We start from the raw sequence: 16,783 nt of genomic DNA, 5'->3' as shown, positions 1-16,783 counted from the left end.
TTACCTACTCGATGATTTTTGTTACCACGCCAGCACCAACTGTTCTGCCACCCTCGCGGATCGCAAAGCGTGTGCCTTCTTCAAGCGCAATTGGATTGATAAGTGTAACTGTGATTTTAATGTTATCGCCGGGCATAACCATTTCTACACCGCTTGGAAGCTCGATTGAACCTGTGACATCTGTTGTGCGTACATAGAATTGTGGGCGATATCCATTAAAGAATGGTGTATGGCGTCCGCCTTCATCTTTTGAAAGCACATAGATCTCACCTTCAAACTTTTTGTGTGGTGTAATTGAGCCGGGTTTGCAAAGCACCATACCGCGCTCTACTTCTTCTTTCTTTGTTCCGCGCAAAAGAATACCAACATTATCACCAGCCTCACCTTTATCAAGCTCTTTTCTGAACATTTCAACGCCTGTGACTGTTGTTTTTTGTGTGTCGCGGATTCCCACGATTTCCACTTCATCACCTACTTTTACTACACCGCGCTCAATTCTTCCTGTTACCACAGTTCCGCGTCCTGCAATTGAGAACACATCCTCAACCGGCATAAGGAAAGTTTTTTCAGTATCGCGCTGTGGTGTTGGAATATATCTATCTACTTCTTCCATAAGTTTAAGAATCTTCTCACCCCACTCGCCAACATTACCAGCTTTAGCTTCTTCAAGTGCTTTTAGCGCAGAACCAGCCACAATTGGTGTAGTATCGCCGGGGAATTCATATTGACTTAACATATCGCGCACTTCCATTTCTACAAGCTCTAATAATTCTGCATCATCAACCATATCTTGTTTATTTAAAAATACCACGATATAAGGCACACCTACTTGACGCGAAAGCAAGATATGCTCGCGAGTTTGTGGCATAGGACCATCAGCTGCGGAAACAACAAGAATTGCGCCGTCCATTTGAGCCGCACCTGTAATCATATTTTTTACATAGTCAGCGTGTCCGGGGCAATCCACATGTGCATAGTGGCGATTTTCTGTCTCATACTCAATGTGAGAAGTCGCGATTGTAATACCTCTTTCTTTCTCTTCTGGTGCATTATCGATATTGTCGTAATCTTTGAGCTCTGCAAGACCTTTTGTAGCCAATACAGCAGAAATCGCGGCACTCAAAGTCGTTTTACCATGATCGACGTGCCCAATAGTTCCCACATTCACATGTGGCTTGCTTCTGTTAAATTTCTCTTTTGCCATAATTTTCTCCTCTTGTTTGGTTTATTTGCACAAAATCTTAAAATTAAAGCCTAAGATTCTATGCTCTTAGAAAAACTGGAGCCCATAAGCGGGATTGAACCGCCGACCTCTTCCTTACCAAGGAAGTGCTCTGCCACTGAGCTATATGGGCTTATATTTTGAAAATGGGTAGATTCTATGATTAAAGCCTTGTGATAATCTGCTAAACACACGTCCTCACTTCAGACTTTTCAAATTGAAGAATCAGCTCCCAGTTAGTGGAGCGGGAAACGGGGCTCGAACCCGCGACCCTCAGCTTGGAAGGCTGATGCTCTAGCCAACTGAGCTATTCCCGCATCTTTATTTTTCGAAAACAACAAAACTATCTCGACTACCAAATCCTAAGTTTGAAAGAAGCCTTTACAAAGAAACTCTCAACCATCCCTTTTTGACTTATTAAGGAATCTAGGTGGTGGTGAGTCGTGGATTCGAACCACGGAAGACAAAGTCAGCAGATTTACAGTCTGCCCTCGTTGGCCACTTGAGTAACTCACCAAAAATAGTTAAAAAACTGGTCAAACACTGAAAACAGAAAACTGCTAGAGTTTGAAAATATGGAGCTGGTTAAGGGACTTGAACCCCCGACCCTCTGCTTACAAGGCAGATGCTCTACCAACTGAGCTAAACCAGCATATATAAAGAAAAAAGCGAAGCGCAATTATATAATACAAATCCCACTTTGTCAAGGAATTTTAGCTAATTTTATTTTTACCCAAAAGTTTAAGCGCCTCCTTGACGATTTGTGCCACCTGCATATCTTTCGTATCCATAGCTTTTAGCACACTTGCAATATCCGCGCTTTTAAAGCCTAGAGATTCTAAAGCATTTACCGCCTCTTTTGTTTCATTGTGTGCTATATTTGGAGAATCTTTTTGTGCAATCAGCCCATCAAAAAAACCTGCCAAATCAACCATAATTTTCCCCGCACCCTTCGCACCAATGCCCGGAACTCTCTGCAAAGCAGCTACATCTTTATTTTGCAAAATCTCTGCAAATTCCTGCGGCGTGTAAGTGCTTAAAATCGCAAGCGCAACTTTTGGCCCCACACCATTAATTTTTATCAATCGCTCAAAACTCAATCGCTCAATCCTATCTGCAAAGCCAAAAAGCAAATGAGAATCCTCTCTAACAATCTGCGTGCAATACACAAGTGCCTCAGTCCCGCTATTTCGCTGCTCTGAAAGCTTCGCACTAGTATTTATCGACACACCAAGTCCATAAATCACACCGCCAACATTAAGCTCCAAAAATGTCGCTTGCAAATCCTCCACAACGCCCCTCAAACCAATTATCATCATTCCTTCCTGTTTAATTTTTTATATTTACCCTTATTTTTTCTGCCAAGGAGTGAGAATCTAGTCCGATGGCGCGCTCTATGGCTTCAGTTTTACCATGTGGGATAAATTTGTCTTCAACTTCAAGGCTATAAAGCTTAATGTTACTTTCCCTAAATGCATGAGATTCTAAAATCGCACTTCCCACGCCACCGCAAACATAGCTATCACTTAACACAAAAGCATATTCATAGCGCGCAAACTGCGCTTTTAGACATTCCTCATCTAGTGGCTTTACAAAGCGCAAATCTAGGATTCCGGCCTCTATGCCTTGAGTTTTTAGAATCTCACCCACTTCAAATGCACGCCCCACGCCATTCCCATAGCCTATGAGCAATACGCACACACCTTCTTGCAGAATCTGCGCCTTACCTAAGATAAAATCCTCTTGTGTGAGAGCTTGCACACTTTGCAAATACACCAAAGAATCTAGCACAAACTTTCCGCGTGGGTAGCGAAACGCACAAGGGCTTTCATTGTAGCTTGCCGCAAAGCTAATGGCTCGTTTCAAAGATTCGCTATCGCGCGGGGCGAAAAGCACTATATTTGGGATAATACGCAGATACGCAATGTCAAGCAACCCCTGATGCGTCTCGCCATCTTCACCAACAATGCCCGCCCTATCAATGGCAAAACGCACAGGCAAGCACATAATGCTTACATCGTGGATTATCGCATCAAAAGCGCGCTGTAAAAATGTCGAGTAAATCGCCACAAATGGGATAAAACCCTCTTTTGCCATTGTCGCCATTGAGGTAACTGCGTGAGGCTCGGCGATTGCCACGTCCCAAAAGCGCGTTTCATCATATTCCATAAGAGAATCTAGCCCCGTGCCACTTGGCATTGCCGCAGTAACGCCGACAATTTTTGGATTTTCTTTTGCAAGCGCCAAAAGAGTTTGGCTAAAAATCTGTGTAGGTGCGAACACACTCGCGCTACTTTTGATAGACTTGCCTGTTTGCAAATCAAAAGGGCTTACGCCGTGCCATTTTTCAAAGCGCCCTTCAGCTATCTCATAACCCTTGCCCTTAGTGGTTTGCGCGTGGATAATAACGGGATTTTTAAGCTCCTTTGCCTTTTGCAAAGTAGAAATCAAAAGCTCGATATTATGCCCATCAATTGGTCCGATATAATCAAGCCCCAACTCTTCAAACAGCAAACCCGGCGTAATGAGCTTAAAAGATTCTTCAAAGCGTTTAGCAAGATAAGAGGCAGATTCTGGCATTTTAGCAAGGATATTTTTCACACGCGCACGCAAAGATTGATAAGTAGGCGTGGCGAGGATTTGGGAGAGATAATTGCTAATCGCGCCTATTGGCTTTGAAATACTCATTTCATTGTCATTTAAAATGATAATAACAGGATATTTGCGCGCGCCTAGTTCATTGAGTGCTTCATACACGAGCCCTGCACTCATTGAGCCATCACCAATGAGCACAATTGGGATATTTTTTTTATTTTCAAGTGCAAAGCTTTTTGCCACGCCCACAGCAAGTGAAATTGAAGTTGAGCTGTGCCCAGCGATGAAATAATCACTTGCAGATTCTCTAGGATTACAAAATCCGCTTATACCGCCAAACTGCCTAAGACTCTCAAAAGAATCCCATCTATCAGTAAGAAGCTTGTGTGTGTAGGCTTGATGACTAACATCAAAAATAAAGGGATTTTGCCTGCAATCAAACACCGCGTGCATCGCGATGATAAGCTCGACTGCGCCAAGCGTGGAACTTAAATGCCCACCATTTTTACTCACTACGTTTAAGATTCTCGCGCGCACGCCCTGTGAGAGTGCTTGCAATTCTTCCGAATCCATCTCGCTTACTTTTTTTTGACCAAGCAGACTCTTTGCAAGCATCTGTGCTTTATCTATTTGCAAACTAAGCTCCTGCGAGTGATTTTGCACAAAGTGTGGCAATGGGGCATTTTTTTCTTGCATAACTACTCTTTGATATTTTCCAAAATGGATTGTTTCATATTTTTGTAGCGATTAAGGATGTTGCCATCGATATTGCCATCACTACTTAGCACCACCACGCCACCGAGCGCGACTGCATTATCCGCGAGAATCTCCACTTTTTGCAAATCCTTTAATTGCTCTTTTAAATACAAATAATCCTGCGGATTAACTTTGAGCTTGATATTTGTCGCGTCCATTATGGAATGCAAAAGTTCATGTGAAAGCGCTAAAGCCACCTTCTGGCTGTTTTCCTCCACTTCCTTGATGATAACCTCTTTTGCAATATCCACCGCAATTGCACTTAGCTCTTTTTCTAACGCCTCGAGGTGCTTTTGCGAGCCTTTTAACGTGTTTTCAAGCGTGATAATAGAATCTGTAAGTGTCTTTTTTTGCGTGTTTATCTCATCCTCTAATTCCTTTTTTATATCCTCTTTGGCTTGATTGTAGCCATCTTTATAACCCTCATCTTTAGCATTTGTAACCTGCTCCTTGCTTTGAGCTTCAAGCTTTTCAAACTGCATTTCAAGTTTGGCTAGAGAATCTGAAAGATTGTCGCTTTTTGCTAGTAGTTTTTCGACAATCTCTCTATGCCAATCTGGCTCCAAAAGTATGCTCTTCTGCTCGCTTGCAGGCATTGGCATACTTAGCGCGTTTTGAGAATCTTGCGCAGATTCTGTACCTTGCGCCTCTTTTTCCTTGACTGTTATAGACTTAAACTCATACTTGCTAATGTTATGAGTTTGCGTGCTGTGGCTGTTTATGATATTTTCTTGATTAAACAATGACATCGTCCTGTTCGCCTAATTGAATTAGACCTTGCTCTGATAGTGTTTGCACAACTTCGACAATCTTTCTTTGTGCATTTTCCACATCGCGCACTTTTACCGCGCCTAAGAATTGCATTTCCTCAATAAACTGCTCGCTGGCACGTTGGCTCATATTTGCCATAAATTTTTGCTTCAAATCATCACCTGCAGATTTAAGCGCAAGAGTGAGATCTTTTTTATCTGCAATTTTGAGAATCTCCCTAATTGCGTTATTATCAAGTTTATTAATGTCTTCAAAAGTAAACATCATCTCCTTAATCTCTGTGGCTAGCTGTTCATCGATTTGCTCAATATGTGCGATTGTGGCTTTGGCGGCTTTTTGTCCTAAGCGGTTAAACATCTCCGCCACGCTTCTTGTGCCACCAACTTCAACTTTATAGCTTGTGAGAGATTCTAATTTGTTTTCTAGCACTGCGGAAACGCGCTTCACCACACTTGGGGAAATATCACCTAAATTTGCCATTCTAATCGCCACTTCCGCGCGCAAATCATCAGAAAAATACCCTAAAGTCTCCGCCGCACTGCCTGCGTCCATATGCGCTAGGATTAGTGCGATGGTTTGTGGGTGCTCGTTGATAATAAAGTCCGCGAGCTGTTGAGGACGGATTTTTGAAAGGTAGGCAAAGTTTTTGGCTGATTGCATTGTTTTTGCAAGCTTATCCAAAATCGCTTTTGCCGCTTCTGGTCCAAGTGCTTTAATAAGCAAATCGCGCGCATAGTCCAAACCGCCGGTATTAATGTATTGATTAGATTGAAAAATAACCCAAAATTCCTCTAATATCGCCGCACCTATACTTTTATCCGTGCTACCAAGCTGTGCGATTTGCTTAGAAATTTCTGTAATCGCATCAATATCCAAAAAGTGAAAAATCTCACTCGTAATGTCATCGCCAAGCTGGATAAGCAAAATAGCGATTTTCTCTGACATTGAGAGTTCATCATATTGCGCGCGCTGGCGCGGTGAGAGATTGATTGCCATAGTGCCTCCTTATGGATTTGAGCCAATTTCTAGCTCATCTTTGATAAGCGATTGGAAAAGCGCAGCTACTTCTTCTGGGCGTTCAGAGACGACATTACGCATACGTTCCAAAATCACTTCGTATTTTACTTCATCTTCATTAAATCCGCCACCAAGTCCGAGTTGATCCTCTACGCGTTTTCTCAAATCGCTAAATTTATTCAAATCCTCATCGTCCTCATCAAGTTGCAGTAAAGATTCCACTTCTTCTTCTTCGTCCTCCTGCACTTCAAGCATACGCTCGGTAAATGGCGCAACAACCTTTTTGTAAAAAATGAAAAGCACCAATCCCACAAGAAGATATTTAATAAGCGGCATAAATGGTCCGAGGTATTTTTCGACATTGTCTGAAAAGCTTTCCCATGAATCTTTTGGCTTGTAGTTTGCAGTAGCAGCATTAAGCTCGAAATTCGTAATCTTCACAAAATCACCGCGCTCCTCTTTATACGCCACAACGCCCTTGACAATATCTTCAATCTCTTTTAAATCACGCTCACTGCGCGGAACATATTCTAATTTTTTTTCACCATTTTCGTCAGTCACCTCTCTATAAGTCCCATCTACCACCACGCCCGCACTAATTCTCACAAGCTTGCCGATAGGTCCTTTTATCTCGCTCACGGTTCTATCTACGCGGTAATTTTTTGTCTCGTCAGTTTTACTTTTTTCACTCAATACATTCGCATCATCTAAACCCTGCACCGGTCCGATATTACTCACCACGCCGGGCACACCACCTATTGGCGTTTCGCGCACACCTTTTTCGCGCTCTTCGATATTACGCTCGGCTTCCACGACATTATTTCCAAAAATTTCTTGCGTTTGGCGCACTTGTGAAAAATCATATTCTAAACTCACCTGCGCACGCACGCGTGTTTCATCACCCACAATCCCTTTGAGTGCTTCGATAATCTTATTTTCATAAGTTTTTTCCTGCGCAATTTGGTATTTTCTTTGCTGTTCAGCAAGTTTAATAAGCCCAGAGGCTGTGCTAAATTCTGTCGTTTCACCAAGCAAATCCCCATCTTGATTGATGATTTTTACCCTATCTGGCGTGAGATTTGTTACTGACGCAGCGACAAGATTCTTAATCCCCACAATTTGAGCCTGCGTGAGATCCATTCCTTGTCGCAATTGGATTTTCACTGATGCAGTTGGCGGAATATTTTGCCTACTAAAGACGGATTTTTCCGCAGGCGCGATAAGCACACTTGCGGATTCAATAGCAGTGATACTTTCAATAGTTTTTGTTAGCTCGCCCTCAACCGCAAGCTGGAATTTTGTCTGCTCTCTAAAATCCGTATCGCCGAGATTCTGATTCTCAATAAAATCACTAAAACTAATCTTTTTTCCCTGTCTTGGAATCCCAAGCGAAGCAAGTGCGATGCGCTGCTCATAGACTTTATCACTTGGCACAAGGATTGTATTATCAGCAGGGATTTTATAGGGAATCTTATTTTGCTGTAAATTTTGCAAAATCAGCGCGCTATCTTGTGGCTCAATACCATTAAAAAGAACAGAATAGCCCTCATACTCGCTTTTCTCATCAACATGAAAAAGCACAAGATAGGTCAAAAAAGAAATAATCACAATAAGCGTAGCAAGGATAATGATACGCTGACGCTTATTAATACGTTTTAAAATTTTTGCGATTTGCTCTAAAATCAGCTGTATATTCATCATATCCCTTACTTAAAATTTATTTATTAAGCCCCAAAAACTCACCAAGAAGCTCTAAAACTCTTTTGTTTTGTGCTTGTGTGCCAATACTCACGCGAAAGGCGTTGAGATTATAGCTTTTAAGATTGCGTAAAATCACGCCTTTTTGCAAACAAAAATCACAAAATTTGGTGCTATCAAACTTTATGTTAGTTTCATCTGTTACGTCTAGATTCTCATAAAAATCCCCAACAAAAGTAATAAAATTCGTCCAAGAAGGGATAAAAGCTATATTGTACGCCTTTGCAAAGTCCTCATACACGCGCATTTGCTTGAAATTTTCACTCAAAGAATGCGCGATAAATTCCTCATCTTGTAATGCAGTAATAGCTGCTAGCAAGCTTAAAGTCGTAATATTAAAAGGCGGGCGCACTTTATGCAGTGCCTTAATCATCTCCATACTCCCAATCCCATAGCCCACGCGCATACCGCCTAAGCCATAAGCCTTAGAAAATGTGCCTAGATAAATCACATTTGAAAATTTTTTTATCAATCCCAAAGGTTCTATGCCTTTTTGCGCGTCTTTAAAGCGCGCATATTCCTGATATGCACCATCAATCACCACAAGACAAGATTCTGAAATTTGCTCTAAAAACGCATACAGCGCACGCGTATCCACACATTCCCCAAGCGGATTATTTGGCGCACAAATAAAAATAATATCCGCATTTTCTTGCCTTTGTAATTCTAAAATCTCGTCCAAATCGTGCGCTAAGCTTTTTGTTTTGAGAATCTGTGCGCCAAAAAGCTTTGCATAAATTTCATACATTGCAAAAGTCACGCCTGCTTGCAGAATCTTAAACTCCTTGCTTGTCCCAGCGCGTGCGTGCAGGCAAAATTCAATCACCTGATCGCTCCCAGAACCAATAATGAGATTTCGAGAATCCACGCTAAATTTACGCGCTAACGCCTCTTTGAGCTCACAATAAGAATCATCAGGATACAAACTCGCAGTATGAATATTATTTTTAAGCGCTTCTAGCACCTTTGGTGAAGTGCCATAAGGATTTTCATTACTCGCAAGCTTGATGATACTTTCACGCGCAATGCCATATTCACGCATCACAAGCTCTATTGGCTTACCTGCTTCATAAGGCGCGATATGTTGTAAATGTGGATTAAAACGCATAGCCTGCCTTTATTGTGTGTGGTGTGATGAAAAATGATTTTTTGTTTTGGAAAAAATAAATGGGGGGATTGTATCCAATTTCTGCTAAGATTTTTGTAAAATTCGCTCGCTTAAAATCTTAAATTTTGCAGGAGTATTGAATATGAGTAAAGTTAGCAGTTCTATCCAAAAAATCTTTAGAGAATACGACATTCGCGGGATTTTTGAAGAGGATTTAAATAAAGAAGTGGTGTTTAATATCGGCGCACAGCTTGGCAAGAGATTAAAAAATCTCAATGAAAAAAGCGTGTGCGTGGGCTATGATGCGCGCGCACATTCGCCTGTGCTCTTTTCGTGGTTAAAAAGTGGGTTTGAAAGCGAAAGTATAGAAGTTTATGATTTAGGGCTTATTCCCACACCCGTAGCGTATTTTGCGACTTATGAAAAAATTGATGATGTGCAATGTAAAAACTCTGTAATGATCACAGGCTCGCATAATCCGCCACAATACAATGGCTTTAAAATCACCTTGCAAAACACGCCTTTTTATGGCAAAGACATTACCGCGCTTGGCAAGGATTTAATCGCGGAGTTTAACGACTTTGTAGAATCTAAAAAAGAAGCCAAAAAGCTAAGCGCGCTAGATTCTTATATTTCATTTTTAAGCACGCAGTTTAAGCATTTGGCAAATCTCCCCTACACAATTGCCATCGATTGCGGTAATGGCGTGGCTGGCGTGGCGATTGACAAAGTATTACAGAATCTACATATTTCTTATGAAGCGCTGTATTTTGAGCCTGATGGAAACTTCCCAAACCACCACCCAGACCCAAGCGAGGAGCATAATTTAGAGGATTTAAAACGCGTTATGAAAGAGAAAAATATCCCTATTGGAATCGCTTTTGATGGCGATGCGGACAGGCTAGCGCTTTTAAGCACAAATTACAGCTACAAAGGCGATGAGCTAGCCATTCTTTTTGCGCGCGAAATGCACTCACGCGGGATTACCCCACAAGTCATTGGCGAGGTGAAATGCTCGCAGATTATGTATGATGAAATCAACAAAATCGGCAAGGCCCATATGTATAAAACCGGGCATTCTAATTTGAAAGTCAAGCTAAAAGAGCTTGGCGCGCACCTAGCAGCTGAAATGAGCGGACATATTTTTTTTAAAGAGCGCTATTTTGGCTATGATGATGCGATTTATTCAACATTTAGGGCGCTAGAGCTATTTTTAAAGCGCACGCCAACACAAATAGAGCAAGAGATTCTCGCACTGCCAAAAGCCTATTCCACACCGGAGGAAAAAATCAACACCACTGAAGAGCAAAAATTCGCACTCATAGAATCTCTTAAGACAAAATTACAGAATCCACCAAAAGATTTTCCACATATTAAAGAAATCATTAGTATTGACGGCTTGCGTGTGGTGTTTGAAAATGGCTGGGGACTTGTGCGCGCGAGCAATACTACACCCGTGCTTGTGACGCGCTTTGAGGCGGATTCTGAAAATTGTGCAATGGAATACAAGCAAAAGCTTTTGGATTTATTGCAATCCTGCAAGTAAGTATTTAAAGAAAGCTTTAAGGAGGGCGTGATGAAAAGTATAGCAAAGTATTTTGGGGATTTTGTGATTTCTGATGAGTTTCGCACGCTTAGCTTGAGCAATCCGCTTGATATGCACCTGCATTTACGCGAAGGGACGATGCTAGAATCTATCTTACCTTTTAGCGCGCGCGATTTTCTTTCAAACGTGGTAATGCCAAATCTAAGCACGCCAATCACCACCACTAAACAAGCCCTAGCGTATAAAGAGCAGATTCTCACTTTAGCCAAAAAAAATAATCTCACAGCCTACGAACCATTAATGACACTCTATCTCACAAACACGCTCACCAAAAAGGAATTGCAAGAAGCAAAGGCACAAGGCATTAAGATTCTCAAACTTTACCCAAAAGGTGCGACTACAAATAGCCAAAATGGCGTGAGCGAGGTTTTGGATTCTCATATTTTAGAAATTTTGCAAAACGCGCAAGAGCTTGGTTTCATATTGTCAATTCACGGTGAAAGCGCGGGATTCTGTCTTGAGCGGGAATTTGAATTTTTAGAAGTATTTGCAACTTTAGCACGCACTTTTCCGCGCTTAAAAATCATTATCGAGCATATGAGCGACTCGCGCTCAATCCCCACACTTGAAAAATATGAGAATCTCTATGCAACGCTAAGTTTGCACCATATTTTACTAAGCTTAGATGATGTGCTTGGTGGGGGCTTGTATGCAGATTTGGTTTGCAAACCAATGTTAAAACGTCCGCAAGATAGCGACGCACTCTTACATCTTGCATTAAACGCGCATAAAAAAGTGAGTTTTGGCTCAGATTCTGCCCCGCATTTGCAAAGTAAAAAATACGCGCCAAATGCGCCAAGCGGGATATTTTCCGCACCTTGTATTTTGCCTGTGTTAGCAAGTGTGTTTGCCTATCACAAAAGATTAGAAAACCTACAAGCCTTTGTGAGTGATAATGCTGTGAGAAACTATGATTTAAGTGCGTTTTTACAAAACATTTTACAAAAAGAGGCAATGAGCGCAAAAATCGTGCGTTTAGAATCTAGCGGATATGAAATCCCAAAAAACGTGTCCTGCGAAGATGACTCGATAAATGTCCTTTTTGGCGGACAAAAAAGCAGGTATAGGGTGCTTTGAAGCAAACCAGTTTTTTAGGGCTTAAGTCAAAATTCTTGCTCAAAAATTAATACGGAGTGGAAATTTTGAAGCTTTGAAAGAATGGTGATCACGACTGGACTTGAACCAGCGACCACTACCATGTCAAGGTAGTGCTCTACCAACTGAGCTACGCGATCTTTTATTTTGCAAAAATCAGGCGCGCATTGTAGCTAAAAATATTTTAAGTTTGTTTAAAAGTTTTTCAAAGTTTGGACGAAGCGACTAAAAATCTAATTAAATTTTTCAGAATCTACACTTATATGGGATTTTCTAAAATTTTTAGGTAAAATCCCAAGCTTACAAAACTTGAAACCTAAAGGAAAAGGGGTTTGTTTAAATGAAAAAAAATACCACAAAAAACGCCTTAATTCTTATGCTATGTGCTGGCTTGAGTTCGATTAATGCGCTTGAGTTTGGCTCTATGGGGCAGGTATCTACGAGCATCGGAGGTGCGGGTGTGGCACTTAAGCAATCAGCGTGGGGCGTGTATTACAACCCTGCGCTTTTGGCGGCTGATAGACGCTCAAAAGTGGGTTATAGTTTTGGCGCGCAGTTTAGAGAGCAGAATCTTTTAGAGGCACTTACAATTGACTACAAGGAACTCTCAAGGATTGCAAGCACACTTGATGAAAAGCTTTTGGGGAAAACAAGTGCAAAGGGTGCTATTGCAAATGGTGCGATTTCCTACAAACCAAGCACTGGAACATCAGTTAGCGTTGATGGGATTTTAGGAAATGTGCTAGGAGATATGTTAGGCATAGGACATAATGGAACATTAGATAAGCAAACGATAGAAAAATTTGCAAAAGATTTAGGTTGCACCTCTTGTAGTTCTAAATCAAGTGTAGAGGAAGTAGCCAAAGAATTAGAAAAAGAAGCAAAACAAAATACCGGTATGATAGGAAAGAATCTTAAAGATAAACTCATAGATGCTGCCGACAAGAATGGTGCACCGCCACTTTTAACAGAGATGATCAAAAGTATTGACCCAAAAGATATCGCGGGCTTAGTCTCTGGTGCGTTAGATGGAAAATCGCCAAAGATGGAAGATATACTTTCTCGAGTTGGGAAAATCACCTTACCTCGTGGCGCAGATTCTGATGTTGATAGACTTGTTGATTCCTTTAATGTTTTAAACAACACTTTGCAAAGCAATGAGCTTATCCTAAACTCACAAAATGGCATAGTCCTCCAAATAGGTGGCAAAGCACGCACAAAAAAGATTGAATCTGATGGAATAGGTGAGCTAAGCGTGCAAGAGATAGATTCTGGGCGCGGTGCGGTAGCCATAGCGATTTTACCCCAAGTCTTTGTAGGCGCATCAGCAAATATCGACCCTACACATAGCAAACTTATTGTCGAAGCTGGAGGGAAATACATTGAAGCCACCATTACGGGAGGTGGTGTTGATTTAAGTATTTTGATGGACGCAAACAACAATACCGCAAAACAACAATTTGAGAACTCTTCAATCTTAAGTCCTAACGCAAAGCACCAAATTAATGCTACTTCGCTCGCACTCATTGAAGTACCGGTAGGCTATGGACACACATTGTTCAGTCGTATCGGAGATATACATATAGGCGGTGCAGTGAAGTTTATGCAAGCTTTTGGTTATCGCCTTGACCAAACTCTTAACTTTGATAAGCCTAAAATTAACACGCCTAAAACTGGTGATATGATTTCTCAGCAAACTTTCGCGCTAGATTTAGGAGCTCTCTACACCCCATTTTTTGCTAAAAAGCTTAATCTTGGGCTTGTGATAAAGAATCTTAACGCCCCACACATTAAGATGAATACAGGCTCTGACATTATCCTTAATCGTCAAATCCGCACAGGTGTAAGCTATGAACTTTTGGACTTCCTTACAATCGCGGCAGATTATGATGTTTTGCCAAACAACACATTAAGTGTTGTAAATAAACAAAGTCAAATGCTAGGTGGGGGGATTATCGCGGATTTTAAATATGTAGATTTCCGACTTGGCGCAATGAAAGATATGAAAAGCAAGGCTGGCGAGGGCGCAATCCTTACAGGCGGTGTGAATGCGTTTGGATTCCTAGACATTGCGTTTCAATATGGACTTGGTGAAAATGTTACACTTTATGGCTTTAATGTCTCAAATTATATGGCATTCAAAGTCGGTGGGCAGTTTAGCTGGTAATCTCTGCTTGAATGCACGCGCGCGCCTTAACCCACTCTGCGCTTAGCTACTATGAATATTTGAGCGCACATAATTTGGGTTTAGATTCTGTGCGGATTGTACGCTATGAGTTTAAAGATGAGACTTTAAACCTGCAACTTGGCAAACGTCTTTTCTCGCAAGATGGCTTAATGCTCGAGCTTGCGCCAAAGGAAGTTTTCGAGCTAAGCACAAGCGCGGATTTAGAATACAATGAAGATACTTCACTTTTAAAAATTGCGCCAAATTTTGAACTCCTAAGTGCCCTACAAAAGCACCTAAAGCAAAAGGGCGCGAGCCTTAGCCTTTATAGCGATTTAAAATTTCTTGTAAAAAATGTTGCAAATTATTATGAAAAAAACAAAGATTCTCTGCAACTTCCTACAAGAGTGCCACTAAAATATGACGAGCAGATTCCAAATTATCTCAACAATGAGCAAAAGCGCGCAGTAGAGATGATTTTCAAACACCCGCTAAGCTATGTGTGGGGACCTCCGGGCAGTGGCAAAACGCAAGTCGTGCTTTTTGAAGCGCTGTATTTTTATGCAAAAAAAGGCGTGAAAACCTGTGTGCTAGCCCCGACAAATTCCGCGCTAGAGCAGATTTTCACCACACTTTTAGAGCATTTTAAAAAAATGGATTTTGAACTACACAATCTCTTGCGCCTAGGACTGCCAACACAACGCTTTTTGAGCTTATATCCAGAATGTTGCGATAGCAATGCGATTAAAAAAGCTCAAACCTCACTTTTTAATCAGCCAACAAATCTTAAAACGCGTTTAAAGAATGCACTTATTATCGGGCTAACACTTGATGGATTCATTAAGCGCGCGGAAAATCTAGAGATAGAGTTTGCGCATTATTTTTTAGATGAATGCGCCTTTGCCCCACTAGCTAAAGCTTGCGCGCTGTGCGTGGGAAATGTGCCAATCACGCTTTTTGGCGACCATAAGCAGTTAATGCCAATTTGTGAAATGCCTGCAAACGAGCTAAGAGTGCGCCCGGAAGTGAATTTATGGAATCTGTCCGCGCTTTTTATGGAGGAATTTTTCAACGCAAAGGATTTGCAAGATAGCACGCGCGAATGCAAATCGAACACACAAACACCTTTGCAAGAATCGAGCGCACAAAATAACGTAGGAGACGAAAATTTTACTGAATCTAGCGCGCCATTTAGCCATTTTGAAACCTTAAACTTAAAGCAATCAACGCAAAATCCCCAACTCTCCCACATTGCAAGTTTGAACTTCACTCATCGCTATGGCGACAATCTCGCGCGCTTGCTAGATTCTTACATTTATCACAATGGCTTGCGCGGACAAGAGCGTGTTATGGGGATTTACTGCGTTGATAGCGGGCGCAAGAGTGAAGCGGATAGTAATTTTAGCGCTAATGAGGTGCGTGCCACGCAGATTCTCTATCAGCATTTATTGCGGCGCACAAAGAATCCAAAAAGCACACAAACACCTTTGCAAGACACTCTTGCGGTTATCACGCCATTTGTCAAGCAACGCAAGGAATTGCAACGACATTTAGGGGGCTTAGAAGTGCTTACAATCCATGGTTCGCAAGGCAGGGAATGGGATAATGTGATTTTTTCGCCGGTGAGTTTGCACTACTATCTTACAGATTCTAAGCAGACAAATGCACTCTATGGGCTTAATGTCGCTATTAGTCGGATTAAAAAAAATCTTTTTATCGTGTGTGATTTGCGCTTTTGGCAAAGTCAGCCAAATCAATTTTTACACAAGCTTCTTTCTCAAGCCACACTTATAAGATTCTAAACTTCCGCATAAAGCGCGGAATTTGGCTAAGATTCCCCAAAAGTCCCCCACTATGGATAAAAATCCATTCTTTTTCTAGCTCATTTTGTGTGAAAAATTGAGAATCTAGCGCATTTTTGAGCGCGCAAAGTGCGGGGCAATCATAAAGCAAATCAAACCCAATCCCTTTCCTAAGCAAGGTGTGATACATTTCCCACACCTCTTTTTTAAGCGCGCCAAAAGCAAAATTTGTATTAAGAGTTTTTGTAAATTTTTTTTCAAAACCCTCAAGCTTGGCGCATAAAATTGGCACAATTTGTATATTGCATTGTAGCTCATTTGTTGCTTGTGCTAGTGCTAGCGCGCTTATACCGCTTCCTGTGGCGCAAAATACAAGTGCTTCTTTTGTGGCAAATTGTTTTTGGATAAATTCCCAAATTTCCCTGCATTGTGCCACTACGCCTTCTTTTGCTAGCTCTAAATCCCCGCCTTGTGGGATAAAACGCTTCTCCTTAAAAGGCAAGGTTTTAAAATGTGCTAATGCTTCATTTTTAAGCTCTAGCGCATTTATGCCAGAATCTGCAAAGATAAATTCCGCGCCAAAGGCGTTCGCAAGGGCAAAATTCCCGCTTGGATTTTCGCGCAAAAATCGTGATGGCGCAGGCGTGAGATAAATAAAGCGCTTTCTTTGAGCGTGCGTGAGCGCGCTTAGGGCAAGCATAGCATTTGATTGATTCCCGCCATAGCTAAGAAAAATTTTATTTGGATTATGCAAAAGGGCGTAGAATTTGCGCGCTTTGTTACCATTAAAATGCTCGCTCACACCCTCAATGCGCGCCAAATCATCGCGCTTCACCCAAAGCTTTTTGCCAAAAAAGTTTAGCTCCTGCGTGGGTGTGGAGCGCAT

General features: G+C 41.6%; 12 protein-coding genes and 5 tRNA genes. 4 read left to right on the top strand and 13 right to left on the bottom strand.

Annotated elements, in window-relative coordinates; genetic code table 11:
- Positions 1 to 4 precede the first annotated feature (4 nt).
- The 11 genes from tuf to hisC all read right to left on the bottom strand — a co-directional run bounded on the left by tuf (position 5) and on the right by hisC (position 9,227).
- Positions 5 to 1,204: an elongation factor Tu gene (tuf, locus tag A3217_RS03735; RefSeq protein WP_066388108.1), complete on the bottom strand. Its 1,200-nt coding sequence runs from the start codon at positions 1,202 to 1,204 to the stop codon at positions 5 to 7.
- A gap of 76 nt (positions 1,205 to 1,280) precedes the next feature.
- Positions 1,281 to 1,355: transfer RNA gene (locus A3217_RS03730), tRNA-Thr, on the bottom strand.
- A 107-nt stretch (positions 1,356 to 1,462) separates the two neighbouring features.
- A tRNA-Gly gene (locus tag A3217_RS03725) sits at positions 1,463 to 1,539 on the bottom strand.
- A 114-nt stretch (positions 1,540 to 1,653) separates the two neighbouring features.
- Positions 1,654 to 1,738, bottom strand: a tRNA-Tyr gene (locus A3217_RS03720).
- Between the two features lie 60 nt (positions 1,739 to 1,798).
- A tRNA-Thr gene (locus tag A3217_RS03715) sits at positions 1,799 to 1,874 on the bottom strand.
- Positions 1,875 to 1,935: 61 nt separating this feature from the next.
- Entirely contained in the window at positions 1,936 to 2,538 is a 603-nt protein-coding gene (gene ruvA / locus A3217_RS03710) for a Holliday junction branch migration protein RuvA (protein WP_066388107.1), read from the bottom strand.
- Positions 2,539 to 2,551: 13 nt separating this feature from the next.
- The gene (gene dxs / locus A3217_RS03705; protein WP_082807958.1) at positions 2,552 to 4,432 is read right to left on the bottom strand and encodes a 1-deoxy-D-xylulose-5-phosphate synthase; all 1,881 of its coding nucleotides are present in this window, start codon (positions 4,430 to 4,432) and stop codon (positions 2,552 to 2,554) included.
- An 83-nt stretch (positions 4,433 to 4,515) separates the two neighbouring features.
- Entirely contained in the window at positions 4,516 to 5,322 is an 807-nt protein-coding gene (fliH, locus tag A3217_RS03700) for a flagellar assembly protein FliH (RefSeq protein WP_066388106.1), read from the bottom strand.
- The gene (gene fliG / locus A3217_RS03695) at positions 5,309 to 6,340 is read right to left on the bottom strand and encodes a flagellar motor switch protein FliG (RefSeq protein ID WP_066388100.1); all 1,032 of its coding nucleotides are present in this window, start codon (positions 6,338 to 6,340) and stop codon (positions 5,309 to 5,311) included. Before fliG ends, fliH begins: the two co-directional genes overlap by 14 nt.
- Positions 6,341 to 6,349: 9 nt before the next feature.
- Positions 6,350 to 8,059 (bottom strand): flagellar basal-body MS-ring/collar protein FliF, encoded by a 1,710-nt coding sequence (gene fliF, locus A3217_RS03690; protein ID WP_066388097.1) that lies wholly within the window; start codon positions 8,057 to 8,059, stop codon positions 6,350 to 6,352.
- A 19-nt stretch (positions 8,060 to 8,078) separates the two neighbouring features.
- A complete protein-coding gene (gene hisC / locus A3217_RS03685) occupies positions 8,079 to 9,227 on the bottom strand; it encodes a histidinol-phosphate transaminase (protein WP_066388095.1) in 1,149 nt (382 codons plus the stop codon).
- A gap of 142 nt (positions 9,228 to 9,369) precedes the next feature.
- Between hisC and A3217_RS03680 the strand changes: the two genes are divergently transcribed.
- The gene (locus A3217_RS03680) at positions 9,370 to 10,773 is read left to right on the top strand and encodes a phosphomannomutase/phosphoglucomutase (RefSeq protein WP_156471840.1); all 1,404 of its coding nucleotides are present in this window, start codon (positions 9,370 to 9,372) and stop codon (positions 10,771 to 10,773) included.
- A 30-nt stretch (positions 10,774 to 10,803) separates the two neighbouring features.
- Positions 10,804 to 11,910: a dihydroorotase gene (pyrC, locus tag A3217_RS03675; RefSeq protein ID WP_066388092.1), complete on the top strand. Its 1,107-nt coding sequence runs from the start codon at positions 10,804 to 10,806 to the stop codon at positions 11,908 to 11,910.
- Between the two features lie 82 nt (positions 11,911 to 11,992).
- Here the strand turns inward: pyrC and A3217_RS03670 are convergent.
- A tRNA-Val gene (locus tag A3217_RS03670) sits at positions 11,993 to 12,068 on the bottom strand.
- A gap of 200 nt (positions 12,069 to 12,268) precedes the next feature.
- On the opposite strand from A3217_RS03670, the gene traF reads away from it, so the two are divergent.
- Both traF and A3217_RS03660 read left to right on the top strand, forming a co-directional pair.
- Positions 12,269 to 14,095, top strand: coding sequence for a conjugal transfer protein TraF (traF, locus tag A3217_RS03665; RefSeq protein ID WP_066388090.1), 1,827 nt, complete (start codon positions 12,269 to 12,271; stop codon positions 14,093 to 14,095).
- 11 nt (positions 14,096 to 14,106) lie between these two features.
- Positions 14,107 to 15,897, top strand: coding sequence for a DEAD/DEAH box helicase family protein (locus tag A3217_RS03660; protein ID WP_066388087.1), 1,791 nt, complete (start codon positions 14,107 to 14,109; stop codon positions 15,895 to 15,897).
- Here the strand turns inward: A3217_RS03660 and A3217_RS03655 are convergent.
- Positions 15,884 to 16,783, bottom strand: coding sequence for a pyridoxal-phosphate dependent enzyme (locus tag A3217_RS03655; RefSeq protein WP_066388085.1), 900 nt, complete (start codon positions 16,781 to 16,783; stop codon positions 15,884 to 15,886). The genes A3217_RS03660 and A3217_RS03655 overlap by 14 nt on opposite strands.

This window comes from Helicobacter himalayensis (genome assembly GCF_001602095.1).
GTDB classification, from domain to species: Bacteria; Campylobacterota; Campylobacteria; order Campylobacterales; family Helicobacteraceae; genus Helicobacter_F; species Helicobacter_F himalayensis.
The sequence above is the reverse complement of the archived record's forward strand: the minus strand, read 5'-3'. Positions and strand labels throughout refer to the sequence as shown.

Coding starts and splice junctions, on each gene's coding strand:
- tuf (WP_066388108.1), bottom strand. CDS start 1,204: ATGGCAAAAGAGAAATTTAACAGAAGCAAGCCACATGTGAATGTGGGA.
- ruvA (WP_066388107.1), bottom strand. CDS start 2,538: ATGATAATTGGTTTGAGGGGCGTTGTGGAGGATTTGCAAGCGACATTT.
- dxs (WP_082807958.1), bottom strand. CDS start 4,432: ATGCTTGCAAAGAGTCTGCTTGGTCAAAAAAAAGTAAGCGAGATGGAT.
- fliH (WP_066388106.1), bottom strand. CDS start 5,322: ATGTCATTGTTTAATCAAGAAAATATCATAAACAGCCACAGCACGCAA.
- fliG (WP_066388100.1), bottom strand. CDS start 6,340: ATGGCAATCAATCTCTCACCGCGCCAGCGCGCGCAATATGATGAACTC.
- fliF (WP_066388097.1), bottom strand. CDS start 8,059: ATGAATATACAGCTGATTTTAGAGCAAATCGCAAAAATTTTAAAACGT.
- hisC (WP_066388095.1), bottom strand. CDS start 9,227: ATGCGTTTTAATCCACATTTACAACATATCGCGCCTTATGAAGCAGGT.
- A3217_RS03680 (WP_156471840.1), top strand. CDS start 9,370: ATGAGTAAAGTTAGCAGTTCTATCCAAAAAATCTTTAGAGAATACGAC.
- pyrC (WP_066388092.1), top strand. CDS start 10,804: ATGAAAAGTATAGCAAAGTATTTTGGGGATTTTGTGATTTCTGATGAG.
- traF (WP_066388090.1), top strand. CDS start 12,269: ATGAAAAAAAATACCACAAAAAACGCCTTAATTCTTATGCTATGTGCT.
- A3217_RS03660 (WP_066388087.1), top strand. CDS start 14,107: ATGCACGCGCGCGCCTTAACCCACTCTGCGCTTAGCTACTATGAATAT.
- A3217_RS03655 (WP_066388085.1), bottom strand. CDS start 16,783: ATGCGCTCCACACCCACGCAGGAGCTAAACTTTTTTGGCAAAAAGCTT.